Genomic DNA, 12,930 nt, shown 5'->3' with positions numbered 1-12,930 from the left:
AACGCCCGGAGGCCCCGCGCGACCCGCCGCGCGCCGGAGGCCGGACGTGAGCCAACGAACATTTCCGGGTGGCCGTGGGCACGGTCGCCGGCCGGTTGTCGCGGGACAGCGGGAGAGCGAGCCGGCCGGTACTGTCAGCGACGGTCGCGCCCGGCCGGGGCGGCGGCAGACGGGGGTCACCATGGGCGAGGAGGGGCCGCTGGCGACTGCGGCGACCGCAGCGACCGGGACGGCGGGCCCGGAGGCCACCGCCCTGGACGGGACGGTCGGCGCCGCGATCCGGCGTTCGGTCGGGACGCGGGCCCGGCGCTGGCTGGTCGGGGCCACCCTGCTGGCGGGTCTGCTCGCCGGCGTGGCGCTGATCGCGGCGGCGAACCCGGCCGACCGGACGTTCGCCGCGTTCTCCGACACGGTGCAGAGCCTGATGTCGGTCGTGGTGCCGCTCTTCGGCATCCTGCTGGCCCACGACCTGCGGCGGGCGCCCCGCCCGGCCCGGGTCACCCCCATCCTGCTGGCGACGATCGTGCTCGCCGCCGTCGTGGGCGTCTTCGGGGTCCTCATCTGCGCCGCCACGCTCCTGCTCGCACCGGCGGAGATCGCCGGGCAGCCGTGGCGGCACGCCGGGACCGTCGCGGTGGGCAGCGTGCTGGTGCAGATCGTGGCCGGGCTGGTCGGCACCGGGCTGGGCCTGCTGCTGCGGTCGCGCGTCGTCGCGTTCCTCGCCACCATCGTGCTGCCGCTGGGCCTGTGGGCCCTGCTCGGTGCCGTGGACGCCCTCCGGCCCGTCCAGCCGTGGCTCACGCCGTACGGCAGCGTCCGCCAACTGCTCTCCGGCGACATGAGCCCGCTCAGGTGGGCGCAGTGGCTGACCGTCCTGTTGATCTGGGGTGTCGGTCTGAACGCCCTCGGCGCGGCGGTGTTGAAGGGCCGAACGGCTCGCGGTTGATCGACTCGGGCTCCTTGATGTCGGGGGCGGGTGGTCGGTCACCGAACGATTCTGTTGCGAGGCATTGACGTCCGTCGTGCCAAGGTGATCTGATCGCGCCCTCAGAGAATCTTTCATCTTTCGATGGATGGATGGGGGACACATGTCCAGGTTCCGGCGTACCACGCTCGCCGCGGCACTCACGATCGCCACGGCCGCGCTGTCGACAACCGTCGCGTTGCCCGCACCCGCCTCCGCTGCGCTGCCCACCGCCGCGGTGGCGCTCGGCGACAGCTTCGTCAGCGGCGAGGGCGCCGGGGCGTACACCTCCGTGGTCGACGCCAACGGAGTGGCCCAGGGCTTCCCCGGCTGGACCGCGCCGAACAGCAACGCGTACTTCTGCCACCGCTCGGCGAACGCCTCGCTGCACCAGGCGGCGCTGCCCGGCATCCAGGCCCGGTTCAACCTGGCCTGCTCCGGCGGCCAGCCCCACGACATCGCCACCGCCTCCGCCGCCCGGGCGAAGGGCCGGACGGTGGCCGCGCAGCTCGACCAACTCCGCGCCGTCGCGCAGACCAACGACATCGACCTGGTGCTGCTCGGTCTCGGTTCCAACAACAGCTCGTTCACCTTCGGCAACGTCGCCGAGACCTGCGCCAACCGGTTCATCGCCGACGCCTGGACCGGGTGGTGGGAGTTCTGGGCGTACCTGAACGGGCCGGTGGAGCAGAAGCCGTGCAGCGACGCGGACCTCGCCACCGCCGCCCAGCTCAGCGCCGCGACCGCGGAGACCACCGCCGCGGTACGCCAGTTGCTCACCACACTGGACCAGGTGGACGCGGACGGGCAGCACCGGATCGTGTTCCAGGACTACACCAACCCGCTGCCGCTCGACCTCGACCCGACCTTCCACAGCGAGGACAGCCGCGACGACACCCGGGACAAGTTCCGGGCGCTGGGCGCCGAGCGGTACGCGGCCGGCTGCCCGATCCACCGGGCCAGCCTGCTGCCGGGCCACCACTTCTCGCAGAACCTGGGCACCCTGGTCAAGTCCACCCGGGACACTCTGGCCGCCGAGTTCCCCGCCGCCGACCTGGTCTATCTCAACGTGCAGCGGGCCTTCGACGGCGCCCGGCTGTGCGAGTCGCCGGCCAGCCCGAGCGGGGCGCTGGCCACCCCGATCCGGCTCCAGGACGACCCGAACGGCACCTTCGTCACGAGCCTCGACGGCAAGGACAAGATCGCCATCCAACGGATCGCCAACACGTGTGTCACGTACTTCCAGACCTGCCAGGAGTCGTGGCACCCGAACGCCACCGGGCACCGGGTGCTCGGGCAGTGCCTCGCCGGGGCGGCCGCCACCAGCGCCCGGGCGGTGGCCTGCGTACGCGCCGGCAACGGGACGATCACGGTCTCCTGACCTGCGCCACCACCGGAGGCCCCGCCGCTCGGCGGGGCCTCCGTCGTGCCCCCCCAAGGGGGCGAACCCCATCGAAAGGGATCACCGGGACGCCACGTACGGTGATCGTCCGATCACGACAGTCACCAGCCGGTCCGCTTCGACGGAGAAGTCGATGATCTACAGGTTAGGTGCGCGAACCAGGGGTACCGAGCTGCCATGCGGGTCCTCGGTATCAATGCGATCTTCCACGATCCGGCAGCCGCCCTGGTGGTCGACGGACGGGCGGTGGCCGCCGCCGAAGAGGAGCGGTTCAGCCGCCGCAAACACGGCAAGCGCCCGGTCGCCTTCTCGGCGTGGGAACTGCCCGAACTTTCCGCCGCCTGGTGCCTGGCCGACGCCGGGTGCGACGTCGACGACCTCGACGCGGTGGCGTACTCCTTCGATCCGGGCCTCTGCCGTGACGCAGCGGAACTCGGGCTCAGCGACCCGTGGGACTGGCTGCGCATCGAGTACGCCAACCGCGCGCCGCAGTTCCTGGCCGCCGCGCTGCCGGGCCTCGACCCGGCCAAGGTGCGCTTCGTCCCGCACCACGTGGCGCACGCCGCGTCCGCCGGGCTGGCCGCACCCACGGCCGGCGACGACACCGCCGTGCTGGTCCTCGACGGCCGCGGCGAGGTGGCCAGCCACCTGGCCGGGGTGTACGACGGTGGCGCACTGCGCACCCTGCGCACGCAGGAGCTGCCGCACTCCCTCGGCCTGCTGTACGAGGACCTGACCCGGCACCTCGGCTTCCTGCACTCCAGCGACGAGTACAAGGTGATGGCGCTGGCCTCCTACGGCCGGCCACGACACCTGGGGCTGCTGCGGGAGCTGGTCCGGGTCACCGACGACGGCGGGTTCACCGTCGATGAGATCGACTGGGCGAGCCTGGCCAAGCCGCGCGATCCCGACGGCGAGATGACCGACGACCACGCCGACCTGGCGGCGAGCGTCCAGGCCCGGCTGGAGGAGGTCGTCCTCGACCTGTCCCGCTGGCTGTACGCCGCCTCCGGCGGGGCGTCCACGCTGACCCTGGCCGGCGGCGTCGCGCTGAACTGCGTGGCCAACGCCCGGCTCGCCGCCGAGGGCCCGTACCAGCGGGTCTGGGTGCAGCCGGCGGCCGGCGACGCGGGCACCGCGCTCGGCGCCGCCCTGCACGTGGCCGGCACGCTCGGCGACCGGTCCACGCCCATGTCGGGCGTGGACCTCGGCCGGGGCTGGTCCGACGAGGAACTGGAGGCGGAGCTGCGCCGAGCGGCCCTGCCGTACACCCGGCCGGCGTCGATCGCCGCCGAGGCCGCCCGGGTGCTGGCCGACAACGGCATCGTGGCCTGGTACCAGGGACGCAGCGAGTACGGCCCGCGCGCGCTGGGCCACCGCTCCCTGCTGGCGCACCCCGGCGACCCGGCCACCACCGCGCGGATGAACGACGTCAAGGGCCGCGAGCAGTTCCGCCCGATCGCGCCGATGGTCCGCGCCGAACGGGCCGCCGAGATCTTCGACGGGGTGCTGCCCAGCCCGTACATGCTCTTCGTGCACCGGGTGAACCCGCAGTGGCGCGATCGGATCCCGGCCGTCACGCACGTCGACGGCACCGCCCGGGTGCAGACCGTCTCCGCCGACACCGAGCCGGTGGTGGCCGAACTGCTGGCCGAGTTCGAACGGTTGACCGGGCTGCCGGTGGTGGTGAACACCTCGCTGAACACCGCCGGCCGCCCGATGGTGGACACGCCGCGCGAAGCGATGGAGCTGTTCGGCTCGGCACCGGTGGAGCTGCTCGCGCTCGGCCCGTTCGCGGTGCGCCGGGGGGCGCTGGGCGGTGGCCGGTGATCAGCATCGTGGTGCCGACCCTCGGCCGACCCAGCCTCGACGTGCTGCTCACCGCGCTCGCCGACCAGGTCACCGAGCTGCCCGAGGTGGAGCTGCTGCTGGTCGACGACCGGCGCGACGAGACCGGCGAGCTGTCGGTGCCGGGGGCGCTGGCCGCGTACACCAAGGTGTTGACCGGTCGGGGTGCGGGCCCGGCGGCGGCCCGCAACGTCGGCTGGCGGGCGGCCCGCGGCTCCTGGGTGGTCTTCCTCGACGACGACGTGGTGCCGGCCGCCGGCTGGGCCCGCCGGTTGCGCGCGGACCTGGCCGTCGGCGAGCGTTTCGGCGGCGTGCAGGGCAGCGTCCGGGTGCCGCTGCCGGCCCACCGGCGGCCGACCGACTGGGAACGCGGCACCGCCGGCCTGGCCGAGGGCGTCTGGATCACCGCCGACATGGCCTACCGCCGGGCGGCCCTGGCCGCGGTCGGCGGCTTCGACGAACGCTTTCCGCGCGCCTACCGCGAGGACGCCGAGCTGGCCCACCGGGTCCGCCGCGCCGGCTGGGACCTGCTGCGCGGGCAGCGTGTGGTGACCCATCCGGTACGGCCCGAGGGGCGCTGGATCAGCCTGCGCACCCAGCGGGGCAACGCCGACGACGCGCTGCTGCGCCGGCTGTACGGCCCGCGCTGGCGCACCGAGCTGGGGCTGCCGCCGGGGCGTCGGCACCGGCACGCCGCGGTCACCGCCGCCGGTGTGCTCGCCGTCGCCGGGGCGGTCGCCGCCCGGTCGGCGCCGCCCGGGGGCACGACCCGGCGCGTGCTCGGAGTCGGCACCGGCCTGGCCGCGTTCGGCTGGGCCGCCGGCACCGCCGAGTTCGCCCGGCTGCGGATCGCGCCCGGCCCCCGGTCCGCCGACGAGGTGGCCACCATGCTCGTGACCAGCGCGCTGATCCCGCCGGTCGCGATCGCCCACTGGGTACGCGGCTGGTGGCGCGCCCGCGGCGCACGGATCGGCACCGGATGGTGACCCCCCGCCTGTACGACGCGGTGTTGCTCGACCGGGACGGGACGCTGGTCGAGGACGTGCCGTACAACGGTGATCCCGACAAGGTGCGGCCGGTGCCGGGGGCGCGGGAGGCGTTGGACCGGTTGCGGTCGGCCGGGTTGCGGCTCGCGGTGGTGACCAACCAGTCGGGCCTGGCCCGGGGCTACTTCACGACTGAGCAGATGGAGGCGGTGCACGCGCGGATCGAGGCCCTGTTGGGTCGCTTCGACGCGTGGCTGGTGTGTCCGCACGACGACTCGGACGGCTGCGGGTGCCGTAAGCCGGCGCCGGGTCTGGTGCACGCGGCGGCGCGGACGTTGGGTGCGAGCGCGTCGCGGTGCGTCCTCGTCGGGGACATCGGTCGGGATGTGGAGGCGGCGTTGGCCGCCGGTGCGGCCGGGGTGCTGGTGCCGACGCCGGTGACCCGGCCCGAGGAGGTCGCGGCCGCCGGGTGGGTGGCCGCCGACCTGCCGGCGGCGGTGCGGGAGATCCTGCGCCGCCAGGACGCGGTACGCCGGCGGGAGCCGGACGCCGATCAGCGTGTGGCGCTGCTCCCGGCGTCGACCCCGCCGCCCGCCGGGATCCCCGGGCGGGCGGGCACGGTGCTGGTGGTGCGCTCGGACTCGGCCGGGGACGTGCTGGTCACCGGGCCGGCGATCCGGGCCGTGGCCGCTGACGCCGAGCGGGTGGTGCTGCTGTGCGGGCCACGCGGACGCGCCGCCGCGACCCTGCTGCCCGGCGTCGACGAGATCATCGAACACCCGCTGCCCTGGATCGAGGCCACACCCGACCCGGTCGACCCCGCCGACATGCGGGCGCTGACCGCCCGCCTCGCCACGGTCGACGCCGACGAGGCGATCATCTTCACCTCGTTCCACCAGTCACCACTGCCCCTGGCCCTGCTGCTACGCATGGCCGGCGTACCCCGCATCGCCGCGATCAGCGACGACTACCCCGGCAGCCTGCTCGACGTACGCCACCGGGTCCCCGTCGGCGTCCCCGAACCCGAACGCGCACTGTCCCTCGCCGCCGCCGCCGGACACACCCTGCCCACCGACGACGAACCGGTCCTGCGCCTCCGCCCCGAGCTGAGCCGGTCGGCGGACACCGCCGACCGCGACTACGTGGTGGTGCATCCGGGCGCGTCGGTGCCGGCCCGCGCCGCTCCCCCCGGCCGGTACGCCGACATCGTTGCGGCGCTGACCGCCGCCGGGCACCGGGTGCTGGTCACCGGCGGCCCTGACGAGCGGGAACTCACCGCCCGGGTGGCCGCGGCCGGCGGCGTCGACCTGGGCGGCCGGACCGACCTGGCCGGGTTGGCCCGGCTGCTCGCCGGGGCCCGCTGTCTGGTGGTCGGCAACACCGGGCCGGCGCACCTGGCCGCGGCGGTCCGCACCCCGGTCGTCAGCCTCTTCGCACCCACCGTCCCGTTCGGACAATGGGGCCCGTACCGGGTGCCCACGGTCCGCCTCGGCGACGCCGGAGCACCCTGCCGGGACACCCGCGCCGCGCACTGCCCGGTACCCGGACACCCCTGCCTCAGCGGCATCGACCCGACCCAGGTGGTCGAGGCGGTCCGCCGGCTGGCGCCACCCTCCCCCGATTGACGGCAGCCCCGTACCCGCCCCGCCGACCATCCGCGAGATCCGCGACATCCGCGACAGGAGAGGCATGAACGTTCTGCTCTGGCACGTGCACGGCTCCTGGACCACCTCGTTCGTGCACGGCACCCACCGCTACCTCATCCCCACCACCCCAGACCGCGGCCCCTACGGCCTCGGCCGCGCCCGCACCTACCCCTGGCCCGACACCGCCGTCGAAGTCACCCCCGACGACCTACCCGACGCCGGCGTCGACCTGGTCATCCTGCAACGCCCCGAAGAGATCGACCTCGCCGAGAAATGGCTGCACCGCCGCCCCGGCCGCGACATCCCCGCCATCTACGTCGAACACAACACCCCCAAAGGCGACGTCCCCGACACCCGCCACCCCATGGCCGACCGCGATGACCTGCTCGTCGCCCACGTCACGCACTTCAACCACCTCTTCTGGGACACCGGCGCCACCCGCACCACCGTCATCGAGCACGGCATCGTGGCGCCCCGGGTGCAGTGGAACGGCGAACTGGACCGGCTGGCCGTGGTGACCAACGAGCCGGTCCGGCGGTGGCGGGTCACCGGCACCGACCTGATGCCCCGGTTCGCGCGGGTGGCGCCACTGGACGTCTTCGGCATGGGGGTGGCCGGGCTGCGCGACGCGCTGATCGCCGCCCGCCCCACCGGGTCCGCGTCCGACGGGCTGGCGGTGACCGGGTACGACGACCTGCCGCAGGACCGGATGCACGCCGAGCTGGCCCGGCGCAGGGCGTACCTGCACCTGTGCCGGTGGACCTCACTCGGGCTCAGCCTCATCGAGGCCATGGCGATGGGCATGCCCGTCATCGCCCTGGCCACCACCGAGGCGGTCGACGCCGTCCCGCCGGACGCCGGGGTGCTCTCCACCCGCGTGGACACGCTCGTCGAGGCGGCCCGGTGGCTGGTGGAGGACCGCGACGCGGCGTACCGGCTGGGCGCGCGGGCGCGCGAGGTGTCCAAGGAACGTTTCGGGCTCGACCGGTTCCTGGCCGACTGGGACCGACTGATGGAGGAGGAGACATGCGCATCGCGATGATCTCGGAGCACGCCAGTCCGCTCGCCGTCCTGGGCGAGGAGGACGCCGGTGGGCAGAACACGCACGTCGCCGAACTGGCCGCCGCGCTGGTCGGCGAGGGTCACGACGTACGCGTCTACACCCGGCGGGACTCCGCCGCGCTCGCCGACACCGTGTCCACCCCCGACGGTTACCAGGTGCGGCACGTGCCGGCCGGCCCGACGCGGCGGGTACCCAAGGACGAGCTGCTGCCGTTCATGGGCGAGTTCGGTCGCTGGCTGGCCGAGCAGTGGCGCGACGGCGACTGGACGCCGGACGTCGCGCACGCGCACTTCTGGATGAGCGGGCTCGCGACCCTGCACGCGGGCCGGCGTACCGGGGTGCCGGTGGTGCTCACCTACCACGCGCTGGGCACCGTGAAGCGCCGCCACCAGGGTGCCCGCGACACCAGTCCACCAGGCCGGATCGGGTACGAACGGACACTCGGCCGGGCCGCCGACCGGGTGATCGTGCAGTGCCAGGACGAGGTCGGCGAGCTGGTCCGACTCGGCGTGCCCCGGTCCAGGATGGCGCTCGTCCCGTCCGGGGTGAACCTGGAGATGTTCCGCCCGGACGGTCCCGCCGAACCGCGCTTCGCCGGCCGGTCGCGCATCCTCACGGTCGGCCGGATGGTGGAGCGCAAGGGCTTCCCCGACGTGATCCGGGCGCTGCCGGCGGTGCCGGACGCCGAGTGCGTGGTGGTCGGCGGCCCCTCGGCCGACCTGCCGCCCGCCGACGCGTTCGCCCGGCGGCTGCGCACCCTCGCGGAGTCGTGCGGTGTGGCCGACCGGGTGCGGCTGGTGGGTGCGGTGCCGCGTGAGGAGATGGGTCGCTGGTACCGCTCGGCGGACCTGCTGGTCGCCGCTCCCTGGTACGAGCCGTTCGGGCTGACCCCGCTGGAGGCGATGGCCTGCGGCGTGCCGGTGGTCGGCACCGCCGTCGGCGGGATCGCCGACACCGTGGTCAACGGCCTGACCGGGGACCTGGTGCCGCCGCGCGACCCACGGGCGCTGGGCCTGGCGATCCGCCGGCTGCTCGCCGACAAGGTGCGCCGCTTCGCGTACGCCACCGCCGGGCTGGACCGCATCCGCAGCAGCTACTCCTGGAAGCGGGCGGCCGAGCAGCTCAGCGCCGTCTACGCCGCGGTCACCGCCGTCGGCCGGCCCACCCCGGCGGTGGTCTGATGAGCGACGGATTCGCCATCATCGACGCGCACCTGAGCGGGCTGGCCGCGGCGCTGCTGCCGTACCGGCGGGAGGCCGAGCGGCTGGTCGGGTGGGGCACCCAGCTGGCCTGGACCCTGGCCAACGGTGGGCGGCTGCTGGTCGCCGGCAACGGCGGCAGCGCCGCCGAAGCCCAACACCTCACCGCCGAACTCGTCGGCAAACTCCACCACGACCGCCAACCCCTGTCCGCCATCGCCCTACACGCCGAAACCAGCGCCCTCACCGCCATCGCCAACGACTACGGCTACCCCCACGTCTACGCCCGCCAAGTCCAAGCCCACGGCCGAGAAGGCGACATCCTCCTACTCCTCACCACCAGCGGCACCAGCACCAACCTCCTCACCGCCGCCCACACCGCCCACCACACCGGCCTCACCACCTGGGCCCTCACCGGACCCACACCCAACCCCCTCGCCGACACCTGCCACGACACCCTCGCCATCGACTCCCCCGACCCCCAGGTCGTCCAGGAACTCCACCTCGTCACCAGCCACCTGCTCTGCGAATACGTCGAACAGGCACTACCACTGGTGCAGGACCTGCCCCGGTTCCCGGCACCGGTGACGCGTACCGTCGGCGCCCCGCACCGGCCCGGGCCGGGTGAACGCCCGCTGGCCACCGCCGGGCACGGCGCCAACGGGCACGGTGCCAACGGGCACGGCGCCAACGGGCACGGCGCCAACGGGCACGGTGCCAACGGGCACGCGCTCAACCTGCACGTGCCGGCGGCCCGTGACGGTGACGGGAGCGGGTCGTGAACGGGCCGCTGGTGGTGATCGGCGACGCCCTGCTGGACCGCGACGTCGCCGGCCGGGTGACCCGGGTCTGCCCGGACGCCCCGGTGCCGGTGCTCGACGAGCGGGACGCCACCGACCGGCCCGGCGGTGCCGGTCTCGCGGCGCTGCTCGCCGCCGCGCAGGGCGCCGAGGTGGTGCTGGTGACCGCGCTCGCCGACGACGCCGGGGGCGCCCGGCTGGCCGACCTGCTCACCGCGGCCGGGGTCACGCTGTATCCGCTGCGGCTGCCCGGGGCGACACCGGAGAAGATCCGGCTGCGCGCGGACGGGCAGACCCTGCTGCGGCTGGACCGCGGGGGCGCCCCGCAGCCGCCGGCCGAACCCCCGGCGGCGGCGCTGGCCGCGCTGCGTACCGCCGCCGCCGTGCTGGCCAGCGACTACGGCCGGGGGCTGCTGCGCCAGCCGACGCTGCGCGCGGCGCTGGGCGAGACGACCGCACCGGTGGTGTGGGACCCGCACCCCCGCGGGCCGGCCGCGGTGCCCGGTGTTCGGCTGGCCACCCCCAACCTGGCCGAGCTGCGGCAGCTCACCGGCGACGCCGGCGGCGGCTCGCCGCTGTCCACCGCCACCCGGGCCGGGCACGAGCTGCGCAGCCGGTGGCGGGCCGGCGCGGTGGCGGTCACCATGGGCCGGGACGGGGCGTTGCTCTGCCACTCCGGCACCACCCCGCTGGTGGTGCCCCCATCGTCCACACCAGATCAGGTTCGGGACACCTGCGGAGCCGGGGACCGGTTCGCGGCCACCGCCGCCACCGCGCTCGCCGGAGGCGCACTCGTCTCCGAGGCGGTCCGGGAGGCGGTGTCCGCCGCGTCGGCGTACGTCGCCGCCGGAGGCGCCGCCGGGCTGCACGTCGACGCACCGGCACCGGCGGACCCTGCCGGCCCCGGGATGGAGCTGGTGGCCCGGGTCCGTGCCGACGGCGGCACCGTGGTCGCCACCGGGGGTTGCTTCGACATCCTGCACGCCGGGCACCTGGCCACCCTCCAGGCGGCCCGACGCCTCGGCGACGCCCTGGTGGTCTGCCTCAACTCCGACCGCAGCGTGCGAGCCCTCAAGGGGCCGGGCCGGCCGATCAACACCGAGGCCGACCGGGCCCGGCTGCTGGCCGCGCTGGACTGCGTGGACGCCGTGGTCGTCTTCGACGAGTCCACCCCGCACACGGTGCTCGCGCGGCTCCGGCCGGACGTCTGGGTCAAGGGCGGCGACTACGCCGGGGACGGCGCGCCGGAGCTGCCCGAGGCCGAGCTGATCCGCGGCTGGGGCGGTCGGGTGGTCACCGTGCCCTACCTGGACGGGCGGTCGACGACCGCCACCATCAGCGCCGCGCGCTCGCGCGGCGGACACCTCGTGCAGCGTGTGAAGGAGACAGCATGAGCAGGGACCTGAACGGATCCGCGGTCCTGGTCACCGGCGGATCCAGCGGCCTCGGCGCCGCAGTGGTGACCGCGGTGACCAAGGCCGGTGGCCGGCCGTACGTGCTCGACCGGCAGGCGCCCGCCGAGGGGGTGCCCTGGCTGGAGTGCGACCTGGCCGACACCCGGGCCGCCGAGGCGGCCACCCGGCAGCTCGCCGAGCAGGCCGGCGGCCTGGACGGCGTGGTCACCGCCGCCGGAATGGACGTGCCCGGCCGGCTGGCGGACGTGCCCGGGGAGACCTGGGACCGGATCGTCGCGGTGGACCTGCTGGCCACCGCCGCGGTGATCCGGGCCGCCCTGCCGTGGCTGGAACGCTCGCACGGCACCGTCGTCACGGTCGCCTCCACGCTGGGCGTCAAGGCGGTCAGCGACGCCACCGCGTACTGCGCGGCGAAGTTCGGCGTGGTCGGCTTCACCCGCGCCCTCGCCGCCGAACTCGCCGGGCACGTCGGAGTCACCCTGCTCATCCCGGGTGGGATGCGCACCGCCTTCTTCGACGACCGGGACGAGCGCTACAAGCCCGGCCCGGACGCGATCCTCAACGACCCGGCCGACACCGCCGCCGCGATCATGTTCGCACTGAGCCAACCGCCCGGCTGCGCGGTACGCGAACTCGTGGTCTGCGCCGAGCAGGAGTCGTCGTACCCGTGATCGTCGTGCTGCGGGCGCTGGGCGTGGGCGACCTGGCGACCGGGGTGCCCGCGCTGCGGGCGCTGCGCGCCGCGTACCCCGGTCGGGAGCTGGTGCTGGTCGCGCCGCGCTGGTTGACGCCGCTGGTGGAGCTGGTCGGCGGGGTGGACCGGCTGGTCGACGCTCCCGGGCTGGGCCACCTGGCGTGGTCCGGTCCGGCCCCCGACCTGGCGGTCAACCTGCACGGTCGCGGGCCGCAGTCGCACCGGATGCTGGCCGGGCTGCGCCCCGGGCGGCTGCTCGCCTTCGCCAACGCCGACGCCGGGCACGCCGACGGCCCCCGGTGGACCGCCGACGAGCACGAGGTGGACCGCTGGTGCCGGCTGCTGGCGTGGTACGGGATCGAGGCCGACCGCACCGACCTGGCGCTGCGCCGGCCGGACCCGGCCGGCCTGCCCACCGGGGTGAGCATCGTGCACCCGGGCGCGAAGGCGGCGCAGCGCCGGTGGCCACCGGCCCGCTTCGCCGCGGTGGCCCGGGACCTCACCGCGCGCGGGCACCGCGTGGTGGTCACCGGCAGCACCGACGAGCGGGAGATCGGCGTCCGGGTGGCCGAGTTGGCCGGGCTGCCGGCGGCGGCGGTGCTGGCCGGACGCACCGACGTGGGCGATTTGGCGGCGCTGGTCGCGCACGCCCGGCTGGTGCTCAGCGGGGACACCGGGATCGGGCACCTGGCCACCGCGTACGGCACGCCGTCGGTGCTGCTGTTCGGGCCGGTGCCACCGGCGCAGTGGGGGCCACCGCCGGACCGGCCGTGGCACCGGGCGCTCTGGGTGGGTCCCCGCCCGCGCGGTCCGGTGGAGAGCGCCCCGCACCCGGCGCTGGCGGCGGTGCAGGTGCCGCAGGTGCTCGACGCGGTGGAGCGGGTCGAACAGGTGGCTACCCGCCGGTAACGAA

At 75.2% G+C, this 12,930-nt stretch carries 11 protein-coding genes; all 11 read left to right on the top strand.

Features of this window, described 5'->3' with window-relative positions:
* Positions 1-181: 181 nt before the first annotated feature.
* The 11 genes from ACFOW4_RS00940 (at position 182) to ACFOW4_RS00890 (ending at position 12,926) form a co-directional block, all read left to right on the top strand.
* On the top strand, positions 182-946 hold the full coding sequence (locus ACFOW4_RS00940) for a hypothetical protein (RefSeq protein WP_377523568.1): 765 nt from the start codon (positions 182-184) through the stop codon (positions 944-946).
* Between the two features lie 142 nt (positions 947-1,088).
* Complete coding sequence (locus ACFOW4_RS00935) at positions 1,089-2,345, top strand: hypothetical protein (RefSeq protein WP_377523566.1); 1,257 nt, start codon at positions 1,089-1,091, stop codon at positions 2,343-2,345.
* Positions 2,346-2,543: 198 nt separating this feature from the next.
* Positions 2,544-4,196 carry a carbamoyltransferase gene (locus ACFOW4_RS00930; protein ID WP_377523565.1) on the top strand — a complete coding sequence of 551 codons (1,653 nt, stop codon included), beginning with the start codon at positions 2,544-2,546 and terminating at the stop codon, positions 4,194-4,196.
* The gene (locus tag ACFOW4_RS00925) at positions 4,193-5,200 is read left to right on the top strand and encodes a glycosyltransferase family 2 protein (RefSeq protein ID WP_377523563.1); all 1,008 of its coding nucleotides are present in this window, start codon (positions 4,193-4,195) and stop codon (positions 5,198-5,200) included. Before ACFOW4_RS00930 ends, ACFOW4_RS00925 begins: the two co-directional genes overlap by 4 nt.
* The gene (locus tag ACFOW4_RS00920; RefSeq protein WP_377523562.1) at positions 5,194-6,825 is read left to right on the top strand and encodes an HAD-IIIA family hydrolase; all 1,632 of its coding nucleotides are present in this window, start codon (positions 5,194-5,196) and stop codon (positions 6,823-6,825) included. Before ACFOW4_RS00925 ends, ACFOW4_RS00920 begins: the two co-directional genes overlap by 7 nt.
* A 64-nt stretch (positions 6,826-6,889) precedes the next feature.
* Positions 6,890-7,888, top strand: a complete 999-nt coding sequence (locus ACFOW4_RS00915; RefSeq protein WP_377523560.1) for a glycosyltransferase — start codon at positions 6,890-6,892, stop codon at positions 7,886-7,888.
* On the top strand, positions 7,873-9,090 hold the full coding sequence (locus ACFOW4_RS00910) for a glycosyltransferase (RefSeq protein WP_377523559.1): 1,218 nt from the start codon (positions 7,873-7,875) through the stop codon (positions 9,088-9,090). The genes ACFOW4_RS00915 and ACFOW4_RS00910 overlap by 16 nt, the downstream gene beginning before the upstream one ends.
* Positions 9,090-9,890 (top strand): SIS domain-containing protein, encoded by an 801-nt coding sequence (locus ACFOW4_RS00905; RefSeq protein ID WP_377523557.1) that lies wholly within the window; start codon positions 9,090-9,092, stop codon positions 9,888-9,890. The genes ACFOW4_RS00910 and ACFOW4_RS00905 overlap by 1 nt, the downstream gene beginning before the upstream one ends.
* Positions 9,887-11,302 (top strand): PfkB family carbohydrate kinase, encoded by a 1,416-nt coding sequence (locus ACFOW4_RS00900; RefSeq protein WP_377523556.1) that lies wholly within the window; start codon positions 9,887-9,889, stop codon positions 11,300-11,302. The genes ACFOW4_RS00905 and ACFOW4_RS00900 overlap by 4 nt, the downstream gene beginning before the upstream one ends.
* Positions 11,299-11,994 carry an SDR family oxidoreductase gene (locus ACFOW4_RS00895; RefSeq protein ID WP_377523554.1) on the top strand — a complete coding sequence of 232 codons (696 nt, stop codon included), beginning with the start codon at positions 11,299-11,301 and terminating at the stop codon, positions 11,992-11,994. Before ACFOW4_RS00900 ends, ACFOW4_RS00895 begins: the two co-directional genes overlap by 4 nt.
* Positions 11,991-12,926: a glycosyltransferase family 9 protein gene (locus ACFOW4_RS00890; RefSeq protein ID WP_377523553.1), complete on the top strand. Its 936-nt coding sequence runs from the start codon at positions 11,991-11,993 to the stop codon at positions 12,924-12,926. The genes ACFOW4_RS00895 and ACFOW4_RS00890 overlap by 4 nt, the downstream gene beginning before the upstream one ends.
* Positions 12,927-12,930: the final 4 nt, after the last annotated feature.

Source organism: Micromonospora sp. GCM10011542, assembly GCF_042650685.1.
Taxonomy (GTDB): Bacteria; Actinomycetota; Actinomycetes; order Mycobacteriales; family Micromonosporaceae; genus Micromonospora.
This window is presented reverse-complemented; position numbering and strand designations above follow the sequence as displayed.

Excerpts from the sequence above, each read along its gene's own strand:
- ACFOW4_RS00940 (WP_377523568.1), top strand. The coding sequence starts at position 182 with ATGGGCGAGGAGGGGCCGCTGGCGACTGCGGCGACCGCAGCGACCGGG.
- ACFOW4_RS00935 (WP_377523566.1), top strand. The coding sequence starts at position 1,089 with ATGTCCAGGTTCCGGCGTACCACGCTCGCCGCGGCACTCACGATCGCC.
- ACFOW4_RS00930 (WP_377523565.1), top strand. The coding sequence starts at position 2,544 with ATGCGGGTCCTCGGTATCAATGCGATCTTCCACGATCCGGCAGCCGCC.
- ACFOW4_RS00920 (WP_377523562.1), top strand. The coding sequence starts at position 5,194 with ATGGTGACCCCCCGCCTGTACGACGCGGTGTTGCTCGACCGGGACGGG.
- ACFOW4_RS00915 (WP_377523560.1), top strand. The coding sequence starts at position 6,890 with ATGAACGTTCTGCTCTGGCACGTGCACGGCTCCTGGACCACCTCGTTC.
- ACFOW4_RS00910 (WP_377523559.1), top strand. The coding sequence starts at position 7,873 with ATGCGCATCGCGATGATCTCGGAGCACGCCAGTCCGCTCGCCGTCCTG.
- ACFOW4_RS00905 (WP_377523557.1), top strand. The coding sequence starts at position 9,090 with ATGAGCGACGGATTCGCCATCATCGACGCGCACCTGAGCGGGCTGGCC.
- ACFOW4_RS00895 (WP_377523554.1), top strand. The coding sequence starts at position 11,299 with ATGAGCAGGGACCTGAACGGATCCGCGGTCCTGGTCACCGGCGGATCC.